The 25,509-nt window shown below is 68.4% G+C and carries 24 protein-coding genes and 1 riboswitch; of the genes, 16 read left to right on the top strand and 8 right to left on the bottom strand.

The features are described 5' to 3' along the window. The first annotated feature begins 23 nt into the window (after positions 1-23). The 4 genes from HWX87_RS05000 to HWX87_RS04985 all read left to right on the top strand — a co-directional run bounded on the left by HWX87_RS05000 (position 24) and on the right by HWX87_RS04985 (position 5,527). Positions 24-731 (top strand): chemotaxis protein CheW, encoded by a 708-nt coding sequence (locus HWX87_RS05000; RefSeq protein ID WP_176046066.1) that lies wholly within the window; start codon positions 24-26, stop codon positions 729-731. Further along, the gene (locus HWX87_RS04995; protein ID WP_176046065.1) at positions 728-3,037 is read left to right on the top strand and encodes a hybrid sensor histidine kinase/response regulator; all 2,310 of its coding nucleotides are present in this window, start codon (positions 728-730) and stop codon (positions 3,035-3,037) included. The genes HWX87_RS05000 and HWX87_RS04995 overlap by 4 nt, the downstream gene beginning before the upstream one ends. After that, positions 3,034-4,053, top strand: a complete 1,020-nt coding sequence (locus tag HWX87_RS04990) for a chemotaxis response regulator protein-glutamate methylesterase (RefSeq protein WP_176046064.1) — start codon at positions 3,034-3,036, stop codon at positions 4,051-4,053. The genes HWX87_RS04995 and HWX87_RS04990 overlap by 4 nt, the downstream gene beginning before the upstream one ends. 49 nt (positions 4,054-4,102) lie before the next feature. After that, positions 4,103-4,206, top strand: a riboswitch (Fluoride riboswitch). 79 nt (positions 4,207-4,285) lie between these two features. After that, positions 4,286-5,527 (top strand): voltage-gated chloride channel family protein, encoded by a 1,242-nt coding sequence (locus HWX87_RS04985; protein ID WP_176046063.1) that lies wholly within the window; start codon positions 4,286-4,288, stop codon positions 5,525-5,527. 294 nt (positions 5,528-5,821) lie between these two features. Here HWX87_RS04985 and HWX87_RS04980 read toward each other — a convergent pair whose 3' ends face one another. Further along, entirely contained in the window at positions 5,822-6,535 is a 714-nt protein-coding gene (locus HWX87_RS04980) for a riboflavin synthase subunit alpha (RefSeq protein WP_176046347.1), read from the bottom strand. 205 nt (positions 6,536-6,740) lie between these two features. Next, positions 6,741-8,603 (bottom strand): ABC transporter ATP-binding protein, encoded by a 1,863-nt coding sequence (locus HWX87_RS04975; protein ID WP_176046062.1) that lies wholly within the window; start codon positions 8,601-8,603, stop codon positions 6,741-6,743. Between the two features lie 489 nt (positions 8,604-9,092). On the opposite strand from HWX87_RS04975, the gene HWX87_RS04970 reads away from it, so the two are divergent. Then, positions 9,093-9,974 carry a Dyp-type peroxidase gene (locus HWX87_RS04970; protein WP_176046061.1) on the top strand — a complete coding sequence of 294 codons (882 nt, stop codon included), beginning with the start codon at positions 9,093-9,095 and terminating at the stop codon, positions 9,972-9,974. A gap of 105 nt (positions 9,975-10,079) precedes the next feature. Here HWX87_RS04970 and HWX87_RS04965 read toward each other — a convergent pair whose 3' ends face one another. Beyond that, complete coding sequence (locus HWX87_RS04965; protein WP_176046060.1) at positions 10,080-10,481, bottom strand: OsmC family protein; 402 nt, start codon at positions 10,479-10,481, stop codon at positions 10,080-10,082. 101 nt (positions 10,482-10,582) lie between these two features. Then, entirely contained in the window at positions 10,583-11,506 is a 924-nt protein-coding gene (locus HWX87_RS04960) for a LysR family transcriptional regulator (RefSeq protein ID WP_176046059.1), read from the bottom strand. 66 nt (positions 11,507-11,572) lie between these two features. Between HWX87_RS04960 and HWX87_RS04955 the strand changes: the two genes are divergently transcribed. From HWX87_RS04955 to HWX87_RS04925, 7 genes are all read left to right on the top strand, one after another. Beyond that, positions 11,573-11,722: a hypothetical protein gene (locus tag HWX87_RS04955; protein ID WP_176046058.1), complete on the top strand. Its 150-nt coding sequence runs from the start codon at positions 11,573-11,575 to the stop codon at positions 11,720-11,722. A 270-nt stretch (positions 11,723-11,992) separates the two neighbouring features. Then, entirely contained in the window at positions 11,993-13,057 is a 1,065-nt protein-coding gene (locus HWX87_RS04950) for a helix-turn-helix domain-containing protein (RefSeq protein ID WP_176046057.1), read from the top strand. Further along, positions 13,006-14,322, top strand: coding sequence for an Nramp family divalent metal transporter (locus HWX87_RS04945; RefSeq protein WP_176046056.1), 1,317 nt, complete (start codon positions 13,006-13,008; stop codon positions 14,320-14,322). The genes HWX87_RS04950 and HWX87_RS04945 overlap by 52 nt, the downstream gene beginning before the upstream one ends. Positions 14,323-14,403: 81 nt before the next feature. After that, positions 14,404-14,994, top strand: coding sequence for a phosphatase PAP2 family protein (locus tag HWX87_RS04940; RefSeq protein ID WP_176046055.1), 591 nt, complete (start codon positions 14,404-14,406; stop codon positions 14,992-14,994). A gap of 435 nt (positions 14,995-15,429) precedes the next feature. Beyond that, entirely contained in the window at positions 15,430-16,218 is a 789-nt protein-coding gene (locus HWX87_RS04935; RefSeq protein ID WP_176046054.1) for an SDR family oxidoreductase, read from the top strand. A 37-nt stretch (positions 16,219-16,255) separates the two neighbouring features. After that, on the top strand, positions 16,256-17,272 hold the full coding sequence (locus tag HWX87_RS04930) for an NADP-dependent oxidoreductase (protein ID WP_176046053.1): 1,017 nt from the start codon (positions 16,256-16,258) through the stop codon (positions 17,270-17,272). Between the two features lie 194 nt (positions 17,273-17,466). Continuing rightward, positions 17,467-17,985 (top strand): thioesterase, encoded by a 519-nt coding sequence (locus tag HWX87_RS04925; protein WP_176046052.1) that lies wholly within the window; start codon positions 17,467-17,469, stop codon positions 17,983-17,985. Between the two features lie 51 nt (positions 17,986-18,036). Here HWX87_RS04925 and HWX87_RS04920 read toward each other — a convergent pair whose 3' ends face one another. From HWX87_RS04920 to HWX87_RS04905, 4 genes are all read right to left on the bottom strand, one after another. Further along, positions 18,037-19,089 (bottom strand): AI-2E family transporter, encoded by a 1,053-nt coding sequence (locus HWX87_RS04920; RefSeq protein ID WP_176046051.1) that lies wholly within the window; start codon positions 19,087-19,089, stop codon positions 18,037-18,039. A 236-nt stretch (positions 19,090-19,325) separates the two neighbouring features. Continuing rightward, a complete protein-coding gene (locus HWX87_RS04915; protein WP_176046050.1) occupies positions 19,326-19,910 on the bottom strand; it encodes a YSC84-related protein in 585 nt (194 codons plus the stop codon). Between the two features lie 76 nt (positions 19,911-19,986). Further along, a complete protein-coding gene (locus HWX87_RS04910) occupies positions 19,987-20,373 on the bottom strand; it encodes a DUF883 family protein (RefSeq protein ID WP_176046049.1) in 387 nt (128 codons plus the stop codon). A gap of 285 nt (positions 20,374-20,658) precedes the next feature. Continuing rightward, positions 20,659-22,506, bottom strand: coding sequence for an ExeM/NucH family extracellular endonuclease (locus HWX87_RS04905; protein WP_176046048.1), 1,848 nt, complete (start codon positions 22,504-22,506; stop codon positions 20,659-20,661). A 207-nt stretch (positions 22,507-22,713) separates the two neighbouring features. Here HWX87_RS04905 and HWX87_RS04900 point away from each other — a divergent pair, with 207 nt between their 5' ends. The 4 genes from HWX87_RS04900 (at position 22,714) to HWX87_RS04885 (ending at position 25,332) form a co-directional block, all read left to right on the top strand. Then, positions 22,714-23,067 carry a YciI family protein gene (locus HWX87_RS04900; RefSeq protein ID WP_176046047.1) on the top strand — a complete coding sequence of 118 codons (354 nt, stop codon included), beginning with the start codon at positions 22,714-22,716 and terminating at the stop codon, positions 23,065-23,067. A gap of 125 nt (positions 23,068-23,192) precedes the next feature. Beyond that, positions 23,193-23,612 carry a YciI family protein gene (locus tag HWX87_RS04895; RefSeq protein WP_176046046.1) on the top strand — a complete coding sequence of 140 codons (420 nt, stop codon included), beginning with the start codon at positions 23,193-23,195 and terminating at the stop codon, positions 23,610-23,612. A 38-nt stretch (positions 23,613-23,650) separates the two neighbouring features. After that, a complete protein-coding gene (locus HWX87_RS04890) occupies positions 23,651-24,067 on the top strand; it encodes a glyoxalase/bleomycin resistance/extradiol dioxygenase family protein (RefSeq protein ID WP_176046045.1) in 417 nt (138 codons plus the stop codon). Then, the gene (locus tag HWX87_RS04885) at positions 24,064-25,332 is read left to right on the top strand and encodes an RNA polymerase sigma factor (RefSeq protein ID WP_176046044.1); all 1,269 of its coding nucleotides are present in this window, start codon (positions 24,064-24,066) and stop codon (positions 25,330-25,332) included. The genes HWX87_RS04890 and HWX87_RS04885 overlap by 4 nt, the downstream gene beginning before the upstream one ends. The last annotated feature ends 177 nt before the right edge of the window (positions 25,333-25,509 follow it).

Here is a 25,509-nt window from a genome sequence, read left to right as displayed (position 1 = left end):
CACCGCGATGACCAGAGGAATTCATGAACCGCGACGCCGCTGCCATTGACGACACGACGATCGACGTCGACGATTGCTGGAACCGGATCGGCACGCGCGGCGACCGCTCGTGCGAGCGGCTCAACGACTGCCTGCGCTGCCTGAACTGCCCGGTCTACGCGTATCACGCGGCGAAGCTGCTCGAGCGACCGCTCGACGCCGCCGAGCTGGCCGACGCGACGCGCCGGATCAGTGCGTTCGGTGCGCCGCACGCGCGCGACGGCGACAGCGACACGCACCATGCGGCGCTGGCGTTCCGCGTGGCCGACGAATGGCTCGCGCTGCCGATCGGCGTGCTGCGCGAGATCGCCGGCACGCGCCCGATCCATTCGCTGCCGCATCGCCGCAATTCGGCCGTGCGCGGCGTGGTCAACATTCGCGGCACGCTGCGCATCGCGATCTCGATCGGCGCGCTGCTCGGCCTCGATGCGGGCAAGGGTGGCAACCGTGACGGCGACGGCCGTTTCACGCGGCTGCTGGTCGCCGCGCACCAGGGCGAACCGGTCGTGTTTCCGGTCGACGAAGTCGAGGGCGTGCTGCGCTTCGGCGCATCCGACTGGGTGCCCGTGCCGGCGACCGTCGGGCGCGCGAGCGCCGGCCTGTCGCGCGGTGTGCTGTCGTGGCGCGGCAAGTCGGTGGGCCTGCTCGACGACGACCGTCTGTTCGACGCCGTGACACGGAGCATGCGATGAGCGGCGATGACGACCTGAGCCACCTGTCGCTGCTCGAGCTGTATCGCGAGGAGACGCGCACGCAGACGCAGGCGCTGTCCGAGCGGCTGCTCGCGCTCGAATCGGGCGAGCCCGATTCCGTCGCGCTCGAGGCCTGCATGCGCGCCGCGCATTCGCTGAAAGGCGCCGCGCGCATCGTCGGCGTGCCGCTCGGCGTGGACATCGCGGGGCGGATGGAGGAATGCTTCGTCGCTGCGCAGGCCGGCACGATCTCGCTGACGGCCACGCATGTCGACGTGCTGCTCGCCGGCGTCGATTTGCTCGTGCGCGTCGGCGATCCGCAGGCGCAGCCCGTCACGTCGACCGAGATCGACGTGTTCGCGGCCGCGCTGACGGGCGCGGACGGCGCGCAGACGATGCAGGCGCCTGTCGCGATGCCGCCGCCGGTCCCGCCGTCGGTCATGCCGTATCGCGACCACGAAGGCGCCGCGAACGAGCCGGTCGGCGCGAGCGCCGCGGTGCCGCCGCTCGCCGTGTCGGGCGCAGTGCCCGATCCGGCGCAGGCCGGCCGCGTGGCCGGTGCCGGCGCGATGCGCCGTGTGCGTGCCGATACGTTGAACCGGCTGCTGAGCCTGTCCGGCGAATCGCTGGTCGAATCGCGCTGGCTCAAGCCGTTCGCCGAATCGATGCTGCGCGTGAAGCGTGCGCAGCGCGATGCGGCCCGTTCGCTCGACCTGATGGTCGAGCAGTTCGCCGACGATCTCGACGCGGGCATGCTCGCGTCGATGAACGAAGTGCGGCACATGCTCAACGACCTGCAGCGTTCGCTGGCCGAGCGCATGGACGAATTCGACCGCTTCGAGCGGCGCAGCACGCATATCGCCGAGCAGCTGTACGACGAGGCGTTGCAGTGCCGGATGCGGCCGTTCGGCGATGCGACGCGTGCGTATCCGCGCATCGTCCGCGATCTCGCGCGCTCGCTCGGCAAGCAGGTGCGCTTCTCGATCGTCGGCGAGGGCACGCAGGTCGATCGCGACATCCTCGACCTGCTCGACGCGCCGCTCGGCCATCTGCTGCGCAACGCGATCGACCACGGCGTCGATTCGCCGGAGGCGCGGCGCGCGCGCGGCAAGCCGGCCGAGGCGAGCGTGACGCTGGAGGCGCGCCACAGTGCCGGTTCGCTGCTCGTCAGCGTGATCGACGACGGGCCGGGCGTCGACATGGACGCGCTGCGCGCGGCCGTCGTGCGCCAGCGCCTGACCGACGACGAGACGGCCGCCCGGCTGTCCGACCCCGAGCTGCTCGAATTCCTGCTGCTGCCGGGCTTCTCGATGCGCGATGCGGTGACCGACGTGTCGGGGCGCGGTGTCGGCCTCGATGCGGTGCAGGAGATGGTGCGCGGCGTGCGCGGCGCGGTGCGGATCTTCAACGAGCCGGGCGCGGGCATGCGCTTCGTGCTGCAGTTGCCGCTCACGCTGTCGGTGATCCGCAGCCTGCTCGTCGAAGTCGGCGGCGAGCCGTATGCGTTCCCGCTCGCACATGTTCGCCGCACGCTCGAACTCGCGCACGCCGACATCGACGTACTCGAAGGGCAGCCGCATTTTCCGTTCGACGGCCGGCGTGCGGGCCTGGTCGCCGCGCACCAGCTGCTCGACGCTGGCGAACCCGACGCCGCGCGCACCAGCACGGCCGTCGTGGTCGTCGGCGGCGAGCCCGAGCTGTACGGCGTCGCGGTCGACCGCTTCCTCGGCGAGCGGATGCTCGTCGTGCAGCCGCTCGACAGCCGCCTGAACAAGATCCAGAACATCGCGGCCGGCGCGCTGCTCGAGAACGGCGACCCCGTGCTGATCGTCGACGTCGAGGACCTGATCCGCTCGGTCGACAAGCTCGTGCGCGGCGGGCAGCTGGCGCGGCTCACGCGCGACCCGCAGCTCGCGCTCGCCGATCGCCGCCGCCGCGTGCTCGTCGTCGACGATTCGCTGACGGTGCGCGAACTCGAACGCAAGCTGCTGGAAAAGCGCGGTTACGACGTGACGGTGGCGGTCGACGGGATGGAAGGCTGGAACGCGGTGCGCAGCGATGCGTACGATCTCGTCGTGACCGACGTCGACATGCCGCGCATGGATGGCATCGAACTCGTCACGCTGATCAAGGGTGACCCGATGCTCAAGCGCGTGCCGGTGATGATCGTGTCGTACAAGGATCGCGACGAGGATCGCCGCCGCGGGCTCGACGCCGGCGCCGACTACTACCTCGCGAAGAGCAGCTTCCACGACGAGGCGCTGCTCGATGCCGTGCAGGACCTGATCGGGGATGCGCGCGGATGAACATCGGCATCGTCAACGACCTGCCGCTGGCCGTGGAGGCGCTGCGCCGCGTGATCGCGCTGCGCGCGGATCATCGCGTGCTGTGGGTCGCGACCGATGGCGACGAGGCTGTCGATTTCTGCGTCGCGCATCCGCCCGACGTCGTGCTGATGGATCTCGTGATGCCGAAGGTCGACGGCGTCGCGGCGACGCGCCAGATCATGGCGCGCGCGCCGTGCGCGATCCTGATCGTGACGGCGAGCGTCAGCGCGAACACGTCGTCGGTCTACGAGGCGATGGGGGCCGGCGCGCTCGATGCGGTCGACACGCCGACGCTCGCGCTCGGGCTGTCGACCGACGCGTCGCCGCAGGCGCTGCTCGCGAAGATCGACCAGATCGGCCGGCTGCTCGAAAGCCGGACCGCGGCGCTCGTGGCGCCGGGGCCGGCGCCCGCGCGCGGCCAGCCGACGCTCGTCGCGATCGGCGCGTCGGCGGGCGGGCCCACTGCGCTCACCGCGCTGCTGCGCGCGCTGCCGGCTGATTTCCCGGCCGCGCTCGTGATCGTCCAGCACGTCGACCAGGCGTTCGCGTACGGGATGGCCGAGTGGCTCGACGGCTATACGCGGCTGCCGGTGCGCGTCGCGCGGCAGGGCAGCGTGCCGCAGGCCGGCGAAGTGCTGCTCGCGGCGACCAACGATCACCTTTACCTGTCGCCGCGCGGCGTGCTCGGCTACACGCAGCATCCGGTCGAGACGCCGTACCGGCCGTCGATCGACGTGTTCTTCAACAGCGTCGCCGACGGCTGGCAGGGCGACGCGCTCGGTGTGCTGCTGACGGGAATGGGGCGCGATGGCGCGCTCGGCCTGAAGGCGATGCGCGCGAAGGGGTGCTACACGATTGCGCAGGACGAGGCGACCAGCGCGGTTTACGGGATGCCGAAGGCGGCCGCGGCGATCGGCGCGGCGTCGGCGATCCTGCCGCTCGAGCGGATCGCGCCCCAACTGATCTCGCGCATCACGCGCCCGCTGCGGGACTGACGGCGCGCCGGGGCCGCATTGCAGGCGATGCGCGGCATCGCGTAGAATGGCGGCCTGCGGAGATGGCATGCCTCCCTGCGGCCGCTCCCGGCGCGTTGTGCGCGGTGCGACCCTCAACCGCCGGTTTGCCCGGCTGATGATGCCTGCGTGTTCCTGGGTCGTCAGGAGGTCGCAGGCCGTCCATGCGGTATTCTGCCGCCCAGGTTTTGATGTTCCGTCGAATCTGGAAATCATGTTTTTCACGACTTCTTCCGATCTTCTCGCGACCGTGCGCTACGTGTGCCGCTGGCTCGCGCTCTCGGCGCTGCTCGGCGTGCTCGCCGGCACGGCTTCCGCGTTGTTCCTGATCGCGCTCGACTGGGCGACCGGCACGCGCGTCACGCATCCGTGGCTGCTGTGGGGGTTGCCGGCCGCCGGTTTCGCGACCGGCTGGATCTATCACCGTTTCGGCCAGTCGGTCGCGCGCGGCAACAACCTGCTGATCGACGAGATCCACGATCCGAAGGCGCTCGTGCCGAAGCGGATGGCGCCGCTCGTGCTCGTCGCGACCGTCGTCACGCACCTGTTCGGCGGTTCGGCCGGCCGTGAGGGCACGGCCGTGCAGATGGGCGGCGCGCTTGCCGATCGCGTCACGCAGGTGTTCCGCCTCGATCGCGAGCATCGCCGCGTGCTGCTGATGGGCGGCATCGCGGCCGGATTCGCGTCGGTGTTCGGCACGCCGCTCGCGGGCGCCGTGTTCGGGCTCGAAGTGCTCGCGATCGGGCGCGTGCGGTACGACGCGCTGCTGACCTGCGTCGCGTCCGCGATCGTCGCGGACGTCGTGTGCCGCGCATGGGGCGTGCATCACACGGCCTATGCGATTCCGTTCGTGCCGGCCGTGTCGGCGACGGGGCTGGCCGTGACGATCGTCGCGGGCGTCGCGTTCGGCGTGGTCGGGCGGCTGTTCGCGTTCGCGACGCATGCGCTGACCGCGTGGTTCCGCCGCGTCGTCCGCTACGCGCCGCTGCAGCCGGTGCTCGGCGGCCTGCTGGTCGCCGTGGCGGCCACCGTGCTGAACGTGCCGCAGTATCTCGGCCTCGGCATCCCGACGATCGAAGCGGCATTTCACGGCCCGCTGCCGCTGTACGATTTCGCGGGCAAGTTCGGGTTCACCGTCGTCACGCTCGCGTCAGGGTTCAAGGGCGGCGAAGTGACGCCGTTGTTCTACATCGGCGCGACGCTCGGCAACGCGCTTGGCCAGGTGCTGGCGCTGCCGGTGCCGGTACTTGCGGGGCTCGGGTTCGTCGCGGTGTTCGCGGGCGCGGCCAACACGCCGATCGCGTCGACGATCATGGCGATCGAACTGTTCGGCGCGGACATCGGCGTGTATGCAATCGTCGCGTGTGTCGTTGCGTATCTGTTTTCGGGGCACGCGGGGATTTACCGCGCGCAGCGCGTGGCGGTGGGGAAGGGGACGCAGGCCGAAGCGGAGTGAGGCGGGGCGAAAGGGAGCGTGACCACCGGCTGTCTCCATCGGCCGAGCGGTGTTTCAGTTCACTGGACACCGGACACCAACCGAGAGACATTCGATGACGCTCGACGACTTTCTGGCCGAGGCGAAACGTCTTGCCAGGCCGTGCCAGCGCTACCGCTTCGCGGACGACGACGAACCGGTCGATCTCGATCTCGTCCTCTGGACCTTCGAGGAATCGGAACCGTGGGTCGAGGTGTTTCTTGACGGCGGCCGGTGCCCGGTGATCCAGCGGATCACCGGGTACGCGGGCATCCGTTACTTTTTCGGCAGTCGCGCGACGTTGCGCGCCAGCAGTTCCTCGATGTCGATGCCTTTTTCCGCCAGCAGCGCCGTGACGACGCCGGTCAGCTCACCCAGCGTTTCCTTGACCGACTCACGGATCGTATCGACGACCACCTGCGTGCTGCGCTCGATCTCGATGTTGACCTTGTCGTTCACGCCCTTCGTTTCGAAGGTCGTCGCGCGTCGCGTTTCGGGAATCAGCCAGACATCGAACCAGCCTTCGTCGCGGTTGACGTCGGACACCGTCAGGCTGCAGCCGTTGATCGCGATATAGCCCTTTGCGAACACATACCGCTTGAAATCGTCCGGCACGCCGATGCGTACCATCCGGTTGTGCTCGGACTCCGCGATGTGCAGGATGGTCCCGGTGAAGTCGACATGGCCGGACAACGGATGCCCGCCGATTTCCGCGCCGTCCTTCGCGGCCCGCTCCACATTGATGTGGGCGCCGGTCACGAGATCGGCCAGCGTGGTGATCCGCAGGCTCGGCAGCATCACGTCGAAGTCGATCAGCTCCGGCGAATGGATGGCCGTCACCGTCAGGCAGACGCCGTCGACCGACACGCTGGCACCGATCTCGATGTCGTCGGTGAACCGCTCGGGGAATGCAATGCTGAAGGTTCTCAGTTCCCCGTGATCCGCGACGGTCTTGATGGTGCCAACACCCTGAACAATGCCTGTAAACATGGTCGATCCCTCGTTGCAAATTTCCTGGTCGACATGATAAGTGATCCCGGAAACGACGACGCGGCGGCGCGCGGTTCGGCGGCGGGCGGCGAACGCGTCGCGCAGACGAAAAAAAGGCCGTGCGCGTGGCACGGCCTCGATCCGGTTGCCGGCACGGCCCGGCGGTGATGACCTCACCGTCGGGCCGCATCGCGACCTGCCTGCGTCACACCTCGGCCGGCTCGCCGACCGACCCGGCGGCGTCGTCCACCATGCGCCGCGGCGAATCGGTCAACCCCTTCGCGAGCTCCAGCGCCTGCCGCTCGAACAGCCGGCGGTAGATGCCGCCGTCGATGCGGATCAGCGCGTCGTGGTTGCCTTCCTCGATCACCTTGCCGCGATCGAGCACGAGCAGCCGGTCGAGCGCGCGCACGGTCGACAGCCGGTGCGCGACGACGAGCGTCGTGCGGCCGACCATCAGCCGCTCCATCGCCTGCTGGATCAGCAGTTCGCTTTCGCTGTCGAGGCTCGACGTCGCTTCGTCGAGGATCAGGATCGGCGCATCGGCGAGGAACGCACGCGCGATCGCGACGCGCTGGCGCTCGCCACCCGACAGCTTGATCCCGCGTTCGCCGACGAGCGTGTCATAGCCGTCCGGCAGCGCGACGATGAAGTCGTGCGCGCTGGCGAGGCGCGCGGCGCGCTCGATGTCGGCGCGGCTCGCGTCGGGGCGCGCATACGCGATGTTCTCGGCAAGCGTGCGGTGGAACAGCACGGGCTCCTGCTGCACGATCGCGATCTGGCTGCGCAGCGAATCCTGCCGTACGCGCGCGATGTCCTGGCCGTCGATCGTGATGCGGCCGTCCGACACGTCGTACAGGCGCTGGATCAGCTTGATGAACGTCGTCTTGCCCGATCCCGAATGGCCGACAAGGCCCACGCGCTCGCCCGGTGCGATGCGCATCGAGAAGTCGTCGTACAGCGGCACCGGATGGTTGCCGTAGCGGAACGTCACGTGCTCGAAGCGGATCTCGCCTTGCCCGATCCGGATGGCCGGCGCATCGGGGCGATCGTCGATGCCGAGCGGCTGGCGCTCGAGCGCGACGAGTTCTTCCATGTCGTTCACCGAGCGCTGCAGGTTGCGGATGTGCATGCCGACGTCGCGCAGGTAGCCCTGCAGCATGAAGAACATCGTCAGCGCGAACGCGATGTCGCCGACGCTCGCCTCGTTGTTCGCCCACAGCCGCAGCGCGACGCCGATCATCGCGGCCTGCATCGCGACGAGCATCGCACCCTGCAGCCCGCCGTTGAACGTGCCGCGCACCCACGTGCGGCGCGTGCGCTGCCGCCACTTGCCGATCACGCGCGCGAGCCGTGCTTCCTCGCGCGTTTCCGCGCCGAATGCCTTGACCACGGCATTGCAGCTCACGGCGTCGGCGAGCGCGCCGCCCATGCGCGTGTCCCACAGGTTGCCGAGCCGCGCGGCCGGCGCGACGATGCCGAGCGATACCGCGACCGTCACCGAGATGTACAGCAGCGAGCCCGCGCCGACGACGAGCCCCATCACGGGCCAGTGCGTGCCGAGCAGCACGGTGGCGCCGACCAGCATCGTGACCGACGGCAACAGCGCGATCAGCACGGTGTCGTTCAGCAGGTCGAGCGCCCAGATGCCGCGCGTGATCTTGCGCACGGTCGAGCCCGCGAAGCTGTTCGCGTGCCAGTCGGTCGAGAAGCGCTGCACGCGGTGGAACGACGCGGCGGCGATCTCGCTCATCATCTTCAGCGTGAGCGTGATGATGTTCAGGTACACGCCCTGGCGCAGCACCGTCGCGCCGATGCCGAGCGCGGCAAGCGTGCCGAACGCGACGAGCGCCGAATGCCACGCGGCGGCGCGGTCGGTCAGGCCGGTCGACAGCGCGTCCACGAGGCGGCCGGCGAACAGCGGCGTGAGGACGTCGGCGAGCGCGGCGAGCAGCGCGAAGCCCGCGACCGTGGCGATGCGCGCCGGCTGCTTGCGCCAGTAACGAAGGGTGAAGCCGAAGACGGCCTGGAATGCGTGGCCGCCCAGATGGGAGGTTTTTCTGGTCATTTATCGTTGCCCGGCGCATCGCGCGACGGGACTTTCCGGTTCGGAGAACGTCGAAAACGCAACAGCCGGGCCGCGCGGCAAACGCGGGCGGAGCGCAAAAACGGGCTGTCGGGAAAAGCGCGGCTGACGGGTTAGCGGAAAACTCGGGAGCCGGCGCGGACGGCGGGCTGGATCAGCTGCGCCGTGGGACCACGTTCGAGAAGGTGGCTGGCATTCGGAACATCTGCACCTCCTCTGAAGTGAACGTTGAAAGGACGCCGAAAAGACGTGAAAAGATTCTATCAGCAGTGTACGGCGCGCCGCAACGTCTGACGAATGGGCGTTGCGGCGTCGATACGGTTAGTATTCAGGGTTTCGGCCCTGCTTTCGCGGGCGTTCCGCGGCGCGACGACGCAGGGGCCGGCAGGCGCATCGATTACACTTCGGCGTCCAGCGGCGCACGTTGCTGCGGCCCTGCAGATTCACCCCCGATACACTCCTGAGGAAACGATGAGCGACGTTCAGCAAGGCATCCTGGCTCCGATCGACACGGCAGCCCGATACCTCACTTTCACGATTTCGAATGACGGCAATGTGGCAGCGGCACTGGCCGCGCTGCGCGAGATCGTCGACGGACGCGACACGGTCGTCGGTTTCGGACAGTCGCTGGCTGCGCACCTCGGGCGTCCGGTGCCGGGCCTGACCGACTTCCCGGCGTTCGCGGTGAAGGACCGCACGCTGCCGGCCACGCCGGCCGACGTGTGGGTCTGGCTGCGCGCCGACGACCGCGGCGAGATCGTGCTGCGTGCGCGGGCGATCGAACGCGCGCTCGCGCCGGCATTTGCGCTGCAGGATGCCGTCGACGGGTTCCGCTATTCGAACGATCGCGACCTGTCCGGTTATGAAGACGGCACCGAGAATCCGGAAGGCGACGACGCGGTAGCGGCGGCAGTCGTGACGGGGCAGGGCGCGGGGCTCGACGGTGCGAGTTTCGTCGCGGTGCAGCAATGGCTGCACGACTTCGACCAGATGGAGCGCATTCCGTCGGGCGACATGGACAACATCATCGGGCGCCGCCGCTCGGACAACGAGGAACTCGACGACGCACCCGAGTTCGCGCACGTGAAGCGCACCGCGCAGGAAAGCTTCGAGCCCGAGGCGTTCATGCTGCGCCGTTCGTCGCCGTGGTCGGACGCGCGTCGCGCGGGCCTTTACTTCGTCGCGTTCGGTTGCTCGTTCCGCGCGTTCGACGTGCAGATGCGCCGGATGAGCGGTGCGGACGACGGGATCGTCGACGGCCTGTTCCGCTTCACGCGGCCGCTGACGGGCGCGTATTTCTGGTGCCCGCCGATGAAGGGCGGCAAGCTGGACTTGTCCGCGCTCGGACTGTAAGCGCCAGGCAGCATCGACGAACGGGCGGGTCGCGCATCATGCGCGGCCCGCCCGTTTTGCATTCCAGGCGGCGACACACTTGTCGCATGTCGCTCGCCGCGTGCATCAGTTCAACGTCGTTTCGATCCGCGTGCCGCGCTTGATGAACTGCGTGACCGGCGTCTTCTCGCAGATTTCCGCGAGACGCTGGCGTTGCGCGTCGTCGAGCGGGCCGTCGAGCGTCACGACGCGTCGCACGTACTGCACGCCTTCACGATCGGCATGCAGCTCGGTGCGTACGGCGATGCGCACGGCCGGCCACGTCTTGCGCTGCATGTACATGCGCAGCGTCGCGGCCGTGCATTGCGCGAGACCGGCCAGCACGAATTCGTACGGCGCCGGCCCGCGACCCTGGCCGCCTTCGCGCGGCGCTTCGTCGCCGGTCAGCGCATGCGTGCCGGCCTGCAGCTGGACGACGTAATCGGGTGCGTCCGCATCGAGTACGGCAGCGGCTTGAATGAGCGACATGGCAAGTCTCCGGTAAGCGGGAAGTGGAAGGCGGGCGCCGCGTGACGGCGCGCAGCCGTCAGCATACCGTCCCGGTCGCGACGGTGCGCGCACCGTGCAATCTATGCGTCCGCGACGCCGGCGCTGCTGCGCACGAGCGCGGCAATGCGTTCGCGTACCCACTGGTGCGCGCGATCGGTGTCGCGCGAGTCGTGCCAGTACGCGAGGAGCGGAAACGGCTTGAGCCGCAACGGCAGCGGCCGCACGATGATCGGCAGCAGCGCGGCCATCCGCAGCGCATAGGTGTGCGGCAGCGTGACCAGCAGGTCGCCGGTCGCGGCGATCTGGCACGCGGCGAAATAGTGCTGGCAGGTGAGGCGGATATCGCGGAAGCGTCCGTCGTTGCCGAGCAGCACGTCGAGCGATTGCGGCTCGCCGAGCGACGACACCGCGATATGCTGCGCCGCGAAATAGTCGCCGCGCCGCAGCGGGTCGCACGCCAGCGGATGATCGCGGCGCAGCGCGACGACGAGCGAATCGTCGAGCAGGTGTTCGGTCGCGATGCGCGGGCCCGTCTGCACGCGACGATCGACGACGAGATCGGCATTGCCCGATGCGAGCTCGCGCTCGATGTCGGGCACCGCGATACGGCGGCTCACGAGCCGCAGGCCCGGCGCTTCGTCGGCGAATGCGGCGACGATCCGCGGCAACGCAATGGATTCCAGCACGTCGCGAATGCCGACGGCGATGCTCAGGTCGAGCGTCGCGGGATCGAATGCCGACGGATCGTGCACGGTGCGTTGCAGGCCTTTCAGGTGCAGCTGCACCTCCGCGATGATCGAGCGCGTGCGTTCGGTCGGTATGACGCGATTGCCCTGGCGCACGAACAGCGGATCGTCGAAATGCGCACGCAGCCGGTTGAGCGCGTGCGTGACGGCCGGTTGCGTGAGATGCAGCGCGCGGGCGGCCGCGCCGATGCCGCCGTGCACGTAGACGGCGTCGAGCACGCGAAACAGGTTCAGGTCGAGACGATGATCGGCGGGCACGGAGCGCGGCTGGCGTGGTGGACGGTGGATCGATTCTAAAGGATGCGCAGGCAACGGATGCGCCGCATGTCGTGCGTGTCGATCGAGCGCGTTCGATGCGTATCGATGCCGTTCGAGCCGGTACGCGAGCACGGCTTCATCCGATACGCGGTGCAACACGACGCGAGCATCGTCGCGCAAGACGGCCGCAACAATCGCACGTCGTCGCACGCGTGATTCTGTGCCGGCATACCGGCAATGCATGACAGCCTGTAGTAATCCGCCATCATGCTGTCCACGTCGGCCATTTCGTGCCAAAGGCGCTACCCGTTCGGCTAAGATGCCGTCGCTTCATATTTCGGGATAGCCGTCCTGTCGCACGCATTCAAACCAAATATAAGCCTGACAGTTCGACGGTATTAGAAGAAGTCGAACAAGTCGGGGGCTTGGCCAGTGAATGCAGCAGATCAGAGGTGGGTCGTTATCTATTTGAGTACGGGGTTTTCGTTGGCCCAGGCCGCGCGTCTTGGCGAGGCCTTCAACCTGGCGAATCGCCTGCATGCGTACAGTGCGGATTACCAGTTGAAGTACGTATCCGAAAGCGGGGGACTGTTGCAGTCGTCGTCCGGCGTGAGAATTGCTGCCGATCCGCTCGGTGACGAGCATGGCCGTCGCGCACTCGCGTTCTTTCATCTTCACGGCGACCGCGCGGCCGTCAACTGGGACGACGCGTTGCAGCGGCGTCTGACCGACATTCGCCGGCATGCGCGCTGGATCGTCGATGCGATGGATTTGCCCGCGCTCGCGGCCACCCGGTGGCCGTCGGCGGCGATCGACGTGCGGCCCGGCCGAGGCGGGCGCCGTACCGCGACGACGATCGAGCTGCAGGCCGGCGAGACCGACGTGTTCGCGGCCGCGCTCGACATGTTCCGCGTCGACCTCGGCGACAGCGCCGCGCAGGAGATCGCCTGCAATTTGATGCGGCCGGTCGAGCAGCGCTATGCGCAGTCGATGTGGGCGTTCCGCGAACTGAGCGCGAGCCCGTCGATCCGGATGTCGGCGCAGCGGCTGCGCGCGCAGAGCGTGAACCGCATCTCGATCGCGAACGCCGCTCAGGCGGCCGCGATGAGCGAGCGCAATTTCCTGCGGCGCTTCAAGAAGGAAATCGGCGTGACGCCGACCGAGTTCGTCCAGCACGTCCGGCTCGAGCGCGCGTGCCACATGCTGATCCATACGACGCTGCCGGCCGACAAGGTTGCACGGCGTACCGGGTTCGGCAGCGGCGAGCGGCTCGCGAAGCTGTTTCGCCAGCGCCTCCTGATGTCGCCGACCGAATTTCGCGTCGCCGAGCGGGACAAGATCCTGAATCGCGGCGCCGTGTCGCCCGATGCGGACGAGGGGCTCGGCGCCGCGTATTGCGCTGGCGGCGGGGCGAGTTGCGACGCGTGCATCGACGCGCACGAGAAAACGGGACGGATACCCGTAGAATCGGCCTGTCGCGATCTCGATTCCCGGTTTCCATGCCCTTCCTCCCCACTACCGCCACTGCCCCTTTCTGCCCGTCGGAAGTAAAGGGCAGCATCACGATCGACGCCGGCGCGCCGCGCTGGCAGAAGCTCAAGCGTTTCTTCGGCCCCGGCCTGCTCGTCGCGATCGGTTACATGGATCCCGGCAACTGGGCAACCGACATCCAGGCCGGCTCGCAGTTCGGCTATTCGCTGCTGTGGGTCGTCGCGTTCTCGAGCCTCGCGGCGATCTTCCTGCAGATGCTCGCGGCGCGGCTCGGCCTCGTCGCCGGCAAGGATCTCGCGCAGGCCAGCTACGACCGCTACGGCCGGTTCGGCCGCGTCGTGCAGTGGGTGACCGCCGAAGTGTCGATCATCGCGTGCGACATCGCCGAAGTCCTCGGCTGCGCGCTGGCGTTCAAGCTGCTGCTCGGCGTGCCGCTCGCGTGGGGGATCGTGCTGACCGCGCTCGACACGGTGATCGTGCTCGGCCTGCAGGGCAAGGGCTTCCGGCAGATCGAGGCGATCGTGCTCGGGCTGATCGCGACGATGGCGTTCTGTTTCGTCGCGCAGGTCGCGATCACGCCGCCCGACTGGCATGCGGTGGTCGGCGGGCTGGTGCCGGGCGATCCGGGCCATGACCGAAAGGACGCGATCGTGCTCGCGCTCGGCATCGTCGGCGCGACGATCATGCCGCACAACCTGTACCTGCATTCGTCGGTCGTGCAGACGCGGCGTGTCGTCGGCGGTGCGCGCGGCATGATCCGCGACACGCTCGCGCTCGTGCGCATCGATACCTGCGTGTCGCTGTTCGTCGCGATGCTCGTCAACGCGGCGATCCTGGTCGTTGCCGGCGCGGCGTTCCATGCGACCGGCCAGCACAACGTGACCGACATCGAGCAGGCCTACAAACTGATTACGCCGATCGCGGGCGGTGCGGCCGCGCTGCTGTTCGGCATCGCGCTGCTCGCGTCGGGGCAGAGTTCGACGCTGACCGGCACGATCGCCGGCCAGGTGATCATGGACGGCTTCCTGCATACGAAGATCCCGTGCTACCAGCGCCGGCTGATCACGCGCGGGCTCGCGCTCGTACCGGCGCTGATCGGCGTGCTGTGGCTCGGCGACGGCTCGGTCGGGCAGCTGCTCGTGTGGAGCCAGGTGCTGCTGAGCCTGCAGCTGCCGTTCGCGATGTGGCCGCTGATCCGCTCGGTCAGCGATCGCAACACGATGGGCGAGCACACGATCGGCCGCGGGATGCAGGTTGCCGCGTGGGCGCTGTTCGTCGTCATCAGCGGCACGAACCTGCTGTTGATTACCGGTGTCGCGGGCTGATACAGCCTGTCACAGGCTGACACAGGCGCGGGGCGCGCATGCGGTAAACTGCTGCCTTTCCATCGTTGTCCGAAGTCCGTTATGTGGAGTGAAATCAGCAACATCGGCGATGCCGCGCTGACCTTGCCGATCGCGCTGACGTGCGCGGCATGGCTGGCGCTGACCGACTGGCGCCTCGCCGCCCGCTGGGGCGGGCTGCTCGCCGCCGGCATGGGCGTCGTCGGCGCAACGAAGATCCTGTATGCCGGGTGCGGCATCGAGCTTCCGCAATTCGATTTCCGCGTGATCAGCGGCCATACGATGCTGTCGACGTCCGTGTGGACGGTCGCGTTGTCGATGCTGTGGCAGGCGTTCCGGTCCGGCAAGGCGCCCGGCATCGCGGCCGGGCTGGCCATCGGCGCGATCACGGCCGTCGCGCGCGTGTTCGACCACTCGCACACCGTGCCGGAAGTCGTCGTCGGCTGGATGCTCGGCGCGCTGGTCGCGCTGGTGTTCCTGCGCGGCTACGACGGCGCGCGCCAGCGCGCGTTCTCGCCGCGCATCGCGGCAGTCTGCCTGCTGCTCGTGTCGGGCATCGCATACGGGCACCGCGCACCGTTCCAGCAGATGATCGACATGCATTCGCCGCAGCTCTGCGCGTTCGTGCGCGCGCCGTCGGGCGACGGATTCTGACGGTTGGCGATGCCCCGCCGGCCTTCGTCCGGCGGTTCCCTGATTGCTTGTCCCGAACGCCATTGCACGTCCCGCGTTGCGGAACGTCATCCTTGCCATTCCCCGAATAGACGAATCGGCCGCTCCACCGGATCGGCGGCGCCCGCTTGCGCGTTGGCGCAGGCGCGTGAAAGTCATGAACGATTTCTATGACCGGGCATAACGAATATTCATTTCATCGATTGGCGGCATTCGCGTACGCTGGCTGACGTTCAACCGGGGCCGGCTGCCGGGACTGCCCGGTGCGCGTCGCAGTCATCTCGATATACTCGCGGAAACCGTGCGGCGCGTCGTTACGGCGACGCACGGTCAACCGGCCCGTGTCGGCCGGGATACGCACGAAAACCCCGTCGCGGCAGCGTTCCGCGACGACGATTCACGACAGGAGCCAGTCACATGACAGCCGTTTCATCGCGCCTCGCAGGCAAGTGCGCATACATCACGGGCGCCGCCGGCGGCCTCGGCCGCGCGATCGCGCGCCGGATGGTCGAGCAGGGTGCGCGCGTGTTCCTGACCGACATCGCCGAAGCGACGGTGCTCGACGCGTTCGCGCAGGAACTCAACGCGGGCCACGCCACGCCGGTCGCGTTCGCCGCGACGCAGGACGTGCGCGACGAAGCGCGCTGGCAGGCGCTGCTCGCACAGGCGGTCGATGCGATGGGCGGGCTGTCGGTGCTCGTCAACAACGCGGGTGTCGGCTCGATCGGCTCGCCCGCGCAGATCGAGCTGGACGAGTGGCGGCGCGTGATGGCGATCAACGTCGAGAGCATCGTGCTCGGCTGCAAGCATGCGCTGTCGTACCTGGCCGAGAGCCATCCCGCATCGATCATCAACATCTCGTCGGTCGCCGCGTTCAAGGTCGAGCCGGATTTCACCGCGTACAACGCGTCGAAGGCGGCGGTCGCGTCGTTGACGAAGTCGGTCGCGATCGACTGTGCGCGCCGCGAGATCGACGTGCGCTGCAATTCGATTCACCCGGCGTTCATCCGCACGGGGATCGTCGAGCCGCTGTTCCAGTCGCTCGGCGAACGCGACGCGACACGCAAGCTCGCGCGCGGCATTCCGCTGCGCCGGCTCGGCGAGCCGGACGACGTCGCGCATGCGGCCGTGTATCTCGCCTCCGACGAGAGCCGCTTCGTGACGGCCGCCGAACTCGTGATCGACGGCGGCATGTGCGCGGTCTGACGCGCATCCCGAACCACAACGACTGGAGGAGAACACCGTGTCGACACTCGTGAACCGCCAACTGCTGCTGAAGACGCGCCCCGAAGGGCGCGTCGGCCGCGAACATTTTTCGCTCGTCGAGACGCCGGTGCCGGCGCTCGCAGACGGCGAGGTGCTCGTGCGCGTGCTGTACCTGTCGATGGACCCGACCAACCGCGTGTGGATGAGCGACGTGCCGCAGTACCTGCCGCCCGTCGCGATCGGCGAGGTGATGCGTGCGCTCGGCATCGGGCGCGTGGTCGCCTCGCGCCATGCCGGTTTCGCGGAAGGCGAGCTCGTGCAGGGGCTCGTCGGCTGGCAGGACTATGCGGTCGTGCCGGCCGACCAGGCCGCACAGCTCGTGAAGCTGCCCGCGCACTCGGGCCTGCCGCTGCCGACGCTGCTCGGCGCATGCGGGATGAGCGGGCTGACCGCGTATTACGGGCTGACCGACATCGCGCCGGTGCAGGCGGGCGAGACGCTCGTCGTGTCGGCGGCGGCCGGGTCGGTCGGCTCGATCGCCGGGCAGATCGGCAAGATTCACGGTGCGCGCGTGGTCGGCATCGCGGGCGGCGCGGACAAGTGCCGCTACCTGACCGAGACACTCGGCTTCGACGCGGCTGTCGACTACAAGGCCGACGATTTCCGTCAGCAATTGAAGGCCGCGACGCCGGACGGCGTGCACGTGAACTTCGAGAACGTCGGCGGCGAGGTGATGCGCGCGGTGCTGTCGCGGATGGTGATCGGCGGGCGCGTCGCGCTGTGCGGCGTGATCTCGAACTACAACAGCGGCCGCGCGGCCGACGACGTCGGTGTGCTGATCTCGAAGCGGCTGACGATGCGCGGCTTCCTGATCCTCGATTACCGCAAGAGCCGCGAAGCCGTGCAGACGCTTTCAGGCTGGTTGCGCGACGGCCGGCTCAAGGCCGAGGAAACCGTGGCAGACGGTCTCGAAAACGCACCGGACGTGCTCAATCGCCTGTTCGACGGCGATCATCGCGGCAAGCTCGTGCTGCGCGTCGATCCGGACGCGTGACGGGCGTGCGATGCCGGCCGCCGGTTGCCGCGACCGGGGGTCGACGGCCGTGAGTACGATCAACCAGGCCGCAGTTTAGGACTTGTCCCATATATTGTTCCGGCCGCTCTCCCTAAAGTGATTGCCAGCAGACAGGCGGCGTGACCGACGCGTCACGCCGCTTTTTTTCTGGCCACGCGCAGGGGAGAGGGAACATGCGAAACGACGCGAAACGGGCTGCATCGGCAACGGATGCGGTGTGCGATCGAATGGTGTGGTGTACGGGCGCCGTGCAGAGGACCGCTCTCGGGCTCGGTGTCGTGCTGGCCATGTCGAATGCGATGGCAAACGGGCAGGCCACGTCGGACGGCGTCGTGCATTTCACGGGCGCACTCGTCGATCTCTACGACGTAACGTTCGAAGCGCCGTCCGGCGCCTTTGTTGAAGGGCGGGAGATGACAGGCAGCGCGGCGGCGACGCTCCGGTTCGATGCGCACGGCCGGCGCTTGCCGGGCGCGCAGGTGACGCTGGCCGCGGCCGGGGGCACGCCGTTCGAGCCGGATGCCGTTGCGGGCGTGCGCGCAACGTGGCGCGATGCACGCGATGATCGAAGCGTGCCGCTGGTATCGGGCCGTGCGCATCGCGTCGGCCCGTATGGCGGGGTGATGACGGTTGCGGCAGATGGTGAAACGGGCGCCGTAGCGCCCGTCGTGATCCGCATCCGTCATCCTTGACGGACGGTTTCCGCAGGTGTGCAGATCACTGCACGCCGGCCATGCGGCGCGTCATTCGCCCTGTTCCGAACGTGCGTAGATGTCCCAGCTCGCCATGAACAGTGCGGCGACGAGCGGCCCGATCACGAAGCCGGTGATGCCGAACAGCGCCATCCCGCCGAGCGTCGAGATCAGCACGACCCAGTCGGGCATCTTCGTGTCCTTGCCGACGAGGATCGGGCGCAGCAGGTTGTCGACGAGGCCGATCACGCCCACGCAGAACGCGACGAGGATCACGCATTTCCACACCGCGCCGATCATCAGGAGGTAGAGCGCGGCCGGCACCCATACGAGGCTCGCGCCGATCGCGGGCAGCAGCGACAGGAACGCCATCAGCGCGCCCCACAGCACGACGCCTTCGATCCCGAGGATCCAGAAGATCAGCCCGCCGAGCGCGCCCTGCACGAGCGCGACCGCGATGTTGCCCTTCACCGTCGCGCGCACGACCGTCGTGAACTTGGCCAGCAGCAGGTTCTTGTGCTCGTCGTCGAGCGGCAGCGCGCGGCGCACGCGGCGGCCGATTTCGCCGCCGTCGCGCAGCAGGAAGAACACCATGTACAGCATCACGCCGAAGCTCACGACGAACTGGAACGTGTTCTGACCGATGCTGAGTGCCTGGGCCGCGGCGAGCTGGCTGATCTGCGCGGCGCCATCGGTCAGTTTCTTCTGGATGCTCGGGATGTTGGTCAGCCCGTACTTCTGCAGCAGGTGCTGGATCGACGACGGCAGCGCGTGGATGATGTCCTGGAAGTACTGCGAATAGTTCGGCTGCGCGGTCTTGATTTCCTGGTACACGTATGCGATTTCCTGCACGAGTGTCGCCGCGACGAACACGAGCGGGAGGATCACGATCAGGACGATCAGCGACAGCGTCAGGAGCGCGGCCAGGTTGCGCCGCTTGCCGAAGCGCGCGGCGAGCCAGCGCTGCACGGGCTGGAACAGGATCGCGAGTATGGTGCCCCAGAACACGGCGCCGGAGAACGGCGCGAGGATCCAGCAGAGTCCGACGGTGACCGCGGCCAGCAGGAAATAGAAGAATTTTTGGTGATCGTGTCCGCTTTCCATGGATGGCGTTCGCGCAGATTGTTGCTTCGTTTGATTGAATTGCGTTGCCCGGGGCGCGATCGGCTCGCGAACGTCACGGGTTCGCGGCGGAACGCGGCGTGGGGCGGCCCGAACGGGAGTATGCCCGCAAAGGTCCCGCCATCATAGCCGCTGCGCGTGACCCAAGCGAAAACGCCGCGGCCGGGGCCGCGGCGCTGCCGGGAAGCGAACGCGGCGCAACGCCGCGTGACGCATCGTCAGATGTTGAGCTTCGTGACCTTGGTGCCGTTCACCGACAGGTCGCCCATCAGGCCCGCGTTGGTCAGGACCAGCACCTCGACCGGCGCGGTGGCCGTGGTGGTGTCGACCGCACCGTTCGCGCCGACCTTCACGACCGCGACCGATGCATCGGCGCCGGCGGCCCAGCCGTCCGACCTGCGGAACGAGTCGAGCGCATCCTGCGTCATGAACAGGAACACGATCGCCTTCGACTGCGCGCCGGCCTGCAGGCCGACCGACAGCGACGACGTGTTGTAGTAGCCGACGGTGCTGCCGCCGACGCGCAGTGCGCCGTTGCCGGACTGGCCGCCGACGATGAAGCCGGCCTGCAGCACGTTCGGGAACACGAGCACGCCGCGCGATTTCGCGACGAGTTCACGCGAGCCCGGCACCGTCGAATAGAGGCGCGACAGCGTGGCGTTCACGCTGGCGTCGATCGACTGGCGCTTCGATGCGCTGGTCGACGCGTTTTCGGGTTTGTCGGGCGTGGTCGTGCAGCCGGCGAGCGCGAGGCTGCCGAGCATCACGGCGGCGGCGGCTTTCATGGCGAGGGATTTCTGCATGGCGGTTCTCCTTCGTTGTCTGATTGAGGATGGGCGGTGCGGGCAGCGGGGCGAGCAGCAGGGCGGCCGGCCGCGATCAACGCCGGGCAAGGAGCAGGCCCGCAACGAACGCGAGACCCGCGACGACGCCGGCGGTTTGCCACGGGTTGTCGTGCACGGCCTGCGACACGCGTTCGGCCGATTCGCGCAGCCGGGCGGCCGCGCTGCCCGACGCGTAGTCGAGCGTGCTGCGCGCTTCATCGAGCCTGGATTGCACGCGCTTGCGCAGCGCGGCGATATCGCCGTCGCCATCGTTTTTCAGCAGGTCTTCCAGTTCGTCGACCAGCCCGCGCAGATCGTCGGTCACATCGGCATGCAGGTCGCGGGCGGCAGAGCGCGTCGTGCGTCCCACGCGGCGGCCGGTGCGACGGATGTCGGCCAGGCCGCGGTCCAGCTTGTGTTCGATCGAGTCGGTGAGCGCCATGATGTTTATCCTCCTTCGATTCAAGGCCAATTTGAAGATAAGACGAATCCCAGCAACTAATGTGATTCACTTGATCCGATTGAGTTTCGAGACAATTTTTCAATTCGTCGGCAGGATCGCCGGGAAGCCCCGTCGTGCGGGGCGGCGCGAAGATTGCAAAAAATTCTCAATTGGGCAAAACGCATGCAGCGGACAGCGACACGCAGTGAATGTCCGGTAAATATGGCGTCGCGCGGGGTGCGAGGTAAATAGTGCCGTTGCAGGCGATGGTCTGATGCAAATGCACTAATCGACGGTGTACTGACGAGCAGGGTTTGTGCCCGCGACCGGCATCCGCGAGCGGTTGCCCAGTGCGAGGTCGATGATGACGGGATCGTGGTCCGACGATCGATATGCGTCGGGGGCGTAATAGGACGACCGATGCGCGGCCGTTTTGTAATCGGGCACGGGTTGCAGTGCAAGCGGTTCATCGGCGTTGATGTGCCAGACATGCGCGGCTTTGACGCGCGCGGCGAGTGCCGGCGTCGCGAGCGCATGATCGAGGCTGCCGGCCTCGCCGCGAAATACGTAGCTGTACGCAGCATCGCCGGCGAAGCGGGCCACGAGGTTCGCGTAGCCGCGCGCTTCGAGCATACGAACGGGATCTTCCTTCGCGTAGCTGTTCAGGTCGCCGATCAGCAGCACGCCGTCGGCGGCGGCGCCGGTCGGCGACGTCGCGAGCCAGTCGGCGATGCGCACGGCTGCCCGCGTGCGCGCCGCATTCCAGCAGCCCTGGCCGTCCGACTGGTCGCGATCGGCGCCGCTCGCGTTCGGGCAGTTCTTCGACTTCAGGTGATTGACCGCGACCGTGAACGCGCGCGTGCCGCCGACGCGCCGGAATGTCTGCGCGAGCGGCGGCCGGTGCCGGCCACCGAGCGCGACGGTGGCGGCACGCCAGACCGGTTCGACCGTGCGGCTGTCGTACAGCAGCGCGACCGCGATGGCATCGCGGCCGCGCCGCGCGGTACCGGGATCGACCGCGCGCCAGCCGTCGCCGAGTTGGGCGGCGAGACGCCGCACGGCGCTCGCGTCGCCGTGGCCGTTGTTCGCGATTTCCATCAGCCCGATGACGTCGGCGCGCAGCGCGCGCAACGCCGCGACGATCTTCGCCTCCTGCCGCGCGAACGCGGCAGGCGTTTTTGCGCCACGATTGGCCGCCGCACCGAATCCGCCGCCCTGGCCGTCGCCATTGAAATAGTTGAACACGTTGAACGACACGATGCGCACGTCGGCGTCGGGATGCCGGGCCGGCGCATCGGTGCGCGGGTTCGCCGTGGCGTCGAACACCGGCGCGGCGCCGGCGGCCGGTTGCAGCCGCCACGCGCCGTGGCGCAGTTCGAGCACGCCTTCGACGCCGCGCACCGTGTAGCCCGAGCGAAGCGTGTTGGCGGCGCTCAGCGCGGGCGGCGGATAGCGTACGGCCGCGCGATCGCGGCGGTTCGAGCCATCGTCGAGCACGATGCGGTTGCGCGCGTTGGCCGCTGCGAGCGCAGCGGCTTCGGCGGGCGGGGCGACCTGGGTCGGGATGCGCAACCGGCCATTGCTGAGCACGATGCTGCCGTAGCGGCCGAGTTCATGCGTGTCGCTGACTGTCAGCGTTTGCGGCAGGCGCACCAGCATGCCTTCGTGCGCGGCCAGCACGGCCGGCGTGGCGACCGGCAGCGTGAGCGTGGCGGCCGTGACGCTTTGCCCGCGTGCGCAGACGGCGATCCCGCCCGTCAGCGTGAACTGCGTGCGACCGTATCGATCGTCGACCCTGCCGGTGAGATGCACGAGATCGCCTGCGTTCGTGCGCGCGTTCGGCGCGTACACGAACAGGCCTTCCGGGACGCCCGGCCTGCGCTTGCGCTGCGCGTCGGCCTGCTGGACGAAGAAGCCGCCGAGGCCGTCGGGTCCGCTGAACGCCGCAGTGACGACGGCCTCGATCGACGTCGTGTGTCCTGCCACCGGCGACGGGCCGTCGCCCCGGCGGAGGTCGGCGATCGCCGAGGTCGCGCCGCCGCAGCCGGCGCTGACCGGCGGCACGGCCATGGCCGTGCGGACGGAGAGGGCGAGCGACAGTGCAACGGCAAGCAGTGGCAGCAGGCGTGACATGGGACGATCCTCAGGAAGAAAATCCGACAGTTCGGGACTGAATCCTGAAGGCAAAATGTCAGGAAGCGGCCGAATTGGCCGTCAGGCCAGTGCCGATCGGCTAACGATGTCGGCAGGTCGCAGCGCGGCTGCTACGCTTTTGCATCGGGTGTCGCTTGCCGATCGCACGGCGAACGTCGCCGCACCCCGTTCCCACAGGAGAAGTCCATGTCTTACATGCTGTTGATAGTCGAACCAACCGAACAGCGCGCCGAGCGCACGCTCGACGAAGGTCAGGCGCTGTACGCGCGGATGGTCGATTTCGCCGAGTCGCTGAAGGCGCGTGGCGTGCTGCGCGGCGTCGAGTCGCTGGAGCGCTCCGAGCGCGGCACGCGCGTGCAGGTGCGCGACGGCGAGACGCGCCTGGTCGACGGCCCGTTCGCGGAGGCAAAGGAAATGGTCGGCGGCTTCTTCCTCGTCGACGTCGACACACGCGAAGAGGCGATCGAGATCGCACGCCAGTGCCCGGCGGCGCAATGGTGCACGGTCGAGGTTCGCGCGGTCGGTCCGTGCTTCCTGTAACGACCGCGACTCGGTATTTACCCTGATGCGTCGCGGCGCGTGTCGATCCGGCCGTCGTTCGCGCGTCGTCCGGATAAGGCTCCGATGAACGGGCGCCTCCTTCCATCAACGACAAGGAGTGAACGATGCGATTCATGATCATGATCCGGGCGAACGCCGTCAGCGAATCCGACGCGTTGCCGGACAACCGGCTGGTCGAGGCCATGACCGTCTATCACGAGGAACTGGCCAAGGCCGGCGTGCTGCTCGACGCGAACGGGCTGCGGCCGAGCGCGCGCGGCTGGCGCGTGCGGTACTCGGGCGGCAAGGGCTCGGTGGTCGACGGCCCGTTCGCCGAAACGAAGGAACTGATCGCCGGCTACACGCTGATCCAGGTGCGTTCGCGCGACGAGGCGCTCGAATGGACGCGCCGGTTTCCCGCGCCGTTCGGCGCCGAGATGGATTGCGAGATCGAGGTGCGGCCGCTGTTCGAACTCGACGACCTTACGCCGAGCGATGCGGTCGAGCGGTTCCGCGAGCTCGACGTCGGCCGCAAGGGCGCCTGAACGTCCATCTGAATCCAACTTCACCGGGAGCACCCGTCATGCACAAGATGGTCTTCATCAACCTGCCCGTGGCCGACCTGCCGCGCTCGAAGGCGTTCTACCAGGCGCTCGGCTACGAGGTCGTGCCGGAATACACCAACGACATGGCCGCCTGCATCAAGATCAGCGACACGATCTTCGCGATGCTGCTCGTGCGGCCGTTTTTCCAGACCTTTACCGGCAAGGCGATCATCGATCCGGCGACGCAGGTGCAGGTGCTGTCGTGCCTGTCGTGCGAAAACCGCGCCGAGGTCGACGCGATCGTCGCGAAGGCGCTCGCGGCCGGCGGTTCCGCGCCGCAGCCGCCGCGCGAGTACCCGAACATGTACGGCCACGGGTTCGACGATCCGGACGGCCACGCATGGGAGCTGATGGCCATGCCGCTGGACGCGTCCGGCCAGGGGCAGGTGTCGTGACGCTTGAGGCGACGCATCGTGCGATCGAAGCGGTCTGGCGAATCGAGGCGCCGAAGATCATCGCGCGCGCCGCGCGCGTGGTGCGCGACGTCGGCGTGGCCGAGGAGCTGGCGCAGGACACGCTCGTCGCGGCGCTCGAGCACTGGCCCGTCGACGGCGTGCCCGACAACCCGGCCGCCTGGCTGATGACGGCCGTGAAGCGTCGCGCGCTCGATCGCGTCCGGCAGGAGTCGCTGCATGCGGCGAAGCGCGACCAGCTCGGGCACGAGATGGACGCGCTCGAAGCGCACGTCGTCCCCGACATCGCGGAGGCGCTCGCCGACGCGAGCGACGACGACATCGGCGACGACCTGCTGCGGCTGATCTTCACGTCGTGCCACCCGGTGCTGTCGACTGATGCGCGCGTCGCGCTGACGCTGCGGCTGCTCGGCGGGCTGACGACGGGCGAGATCGCGCGCGCGTTCCTGACGCCCGAGCCGACGATCGCGCAGCGGATCGTGCGCGCAAAGCGCACGCTCTCGGCCGCGAACGTGCCGTTCGAGGTGCCGGCCGCGGATGCGCGGCCCGCGCGGCTCGCGTCGGTGCTCGAAGTGATCTACCTCGTGTTCAACGAAGGCCATGCGGCGACCGCCGGCGACGACTGGACGCGTCCGGCGCTGTGCGACGAGGCGCTGCGGCTCGGCCGCGTGCTGGCCGGGCTCGCGCCGGACGAAAGCGAAGTGCTCGGACTCGTCGCGCTGATGGAACTGCAGGCATCGCGCATGCATGCGCGCACCGATGCGCAGGGCCGGCCCGTGCTGCTGCTCGACCAGGATCGCAGCCGCTGGGATCCGCTGCTGATCCGGCGCGGCCTCGCGGCGCTGGAGCGGGCGACGAAGCCCGGCGGCGTGCACGGGCCGTATGCGCTGCAGGCCGCGCTGGCCGCTTGCCATGCACGTGCGCGGCACGCGTCGGATACCGACTGGGCGCAGATCGTCGCGCTGTACGACGCGCTCGTCGAGGTTGCGCCGTCGCCCGTCGTCGAGCTGAATCGCGCGGTAGCCGTGGGGATGGCCTTCGGGCCGGCCGCGGCGCTCGAACTCGTCGATGCGCTGCGCGACCATCCCGCACTGGCGCGCTATCACTGGCTGCCGAGCGTGCGCGGCGACCTGCTCGCGAAGCTCGGCCGTGCCGACGAGGCCAGGCGCGAGTTCCGCCGCGCGGCGGAACTGACGCGCAACGAGCGTGAACGCGAATTGCTGCTGAAGCGCGCGACGGATGCGTGACGCATGATGCACGCGTGAGCGTGCCCCGTCGTTGCTGCCCCCGGCGCCACCCGCGTCCGGCCCGACACTATCGCGCGCATTGAAAAAGCCTATTGGGGGATGCGAACGCGAGCGCCTAGATTGAAGAGCACGATGCGCGCGCCCCGGCACACGCATCGTTCCCCACATACTTCATCG

Source organism: Burkholderia sp. BCC1644 (assembly GCF_902833225.1).
GTDB lineage: Bacteria > Pseudomonadota > Gammaproteobacteria > Burkholderiales > Burkholderiaceae > Burkholderia.
Note: the sequence above shows the minus strand (reverse complement) of the source record. Positions and strands in the feature narration are given on the sequence as shown.

What these genes read in the sequence shown, in the direction of transcription:
- HWX87_RS05000 (WP_176046066.1), top strand. Translation starts at nt 24, where the DNA reads ATGAACCGCGACGCCGCTGCCATTGACGACACGACGATCGACGTCGAC.
- HWX87_RS04970 (WP_176046061.1), top strand. Translation starts at nt 9,093, where the DNA reads ATGAGCGACGTTCAGCAAGGCATCCTGGCTCCGATCGACACGGCAGCC.
- HWX87_RS04920 (WP_176046051.1), bottom strand. Translation starts at nt 19,089, where the DNA reads ATGGAAAGCGGACACGATCACCAAAAATTCTTCTATTTCCTGCTGGCC.
- HWX87_RS04980 (WP_176046347.1), bottom strand. Translation starts at nt 6,535, where the DNA reads ATGTTTACAGGCATTGTTCAGGGTGTTGGCACCATCAAGACCGTCGCG.
- HWX87_RS04995 (WP_176046065.1), top strand. Translation starts at nt 728, where the DNA reads ATGAGCGGCGATGACGACCTGAGCCACCTGTCGCTGCTCGAGCTGTAT.
- HWX87_RS04890 (WP_176046045.1), top strand. Translation starts at nt 23,651, where the DNA reads ATGCACAAGATGGTCTTCATCAACCTGCCCGTGGCCGACCTGCCGCGC.
- HWX87_RS04925 (WP_176046052.1), top strand. Translation starts at nt 17,467, where the DNA reads ATGCGAAACGACGCGAAACGGGCTGCATCGGCAACGGATGCGGTGTGC.
- HWX87_RS04900 (WP_176046047.1), top strand. Translation starts at nt 22,714, where the DNA reads ATGTCTTACATGCTGTTGATAGTCGAACCAACCGAACAGCGCGCCGAG.
- HWX87_RS04985 (WP_176046063.1), top strand. Translation starts at nt 4,286, where the DNA reads ATGTTTTTCACGACTTCTTCCGATCTTCTCGCGACCGTGCGCTACGTG.
- HWX87_RS04955 (WP_176046058.1), top strand. Translation starts at nt 11,573, where the DNA reads ATGTCGTGCGTGTCGATCGAGCGCGTTCGATGCGTATCGATGCCGTTC.
- HWX87_RS04910 (WP_176046049.1), bottom strand. Translation starts at nt 20,373, where the DNA reads ATGGCGCTCACCGACTCGATCGAACACAAGCTGGACCGCGGCCTGGCC.
- HWX87_RS04975 (WP_176046062.1), bottom strand. Translation starts at nt 8,603, where the DNA reads ATGACCAGAAAAACCTCCCATCTGGGCGGCCACGCATTCCAGGCCGTC.
- HWX87_RS04935 (WP_176046054.1), top strand. Translation starts at nt 15,430, where the DNA reads ATGACAGCCGTTTCATCGCGCCTCGCAGGCAAGTGCGCATACATCACG.
- HWX87_RS04915 (WP_176046050.1), bottom strand. Translation starts at nt 19,910, where the DNA reads ATGCAGAAATCCCTCGCCATGAAAGCCGCCGCCGCCGTGATGCTCGGC.
- HWX87_RS04895 (WP_176046046.1), top strand. Translation starts at nt 23,193, where the DNA reads ATGCGATTCATGATCATGATCCGGGCGAACGCCGTCAGCGAATCCGAC.
- HWX87_RS04940 (WP_176046055.1), top strand. Translation starts at nt 14,404, where the DNA reads ATGTGGAGTGAAATCAGCAACATCGGCGATGCCGCGCTGACCTTGCCG.
- HWX87_RS04945 (WP_176046056.1), top strand. Translation starts at nt 13,006, where the DNA reads ATGCCCTTCCTCCCCACTACCGCCACTGCCCCTTTCTGCCCGTCGGAA.
- HWX87_RS04965 (WP_176046060.1), bottom strand. Translation starts at nt 10,481, where the DNA reads ATGTCGCTCATTCAAGCCGCTGCCGTACTCGATGCGGACGCACCCGAT.
- HWX87_RS04905 (WP_176046048.1), bottom strand. Translation starts at nt 22,506, where the DNA reads ATGTCACGCCTGCTGCCACTGCTTGCCGTTGCACTGTCGCTCGCCCTC.
- HWX87_RS04990 (WP_176046064.1), top strand. Translation starts at nt 3,034, where the DNA reads ATGAACATCGGCATCGTCAACGACCTGCCGCTGGCCGTGGAGGCGCTG.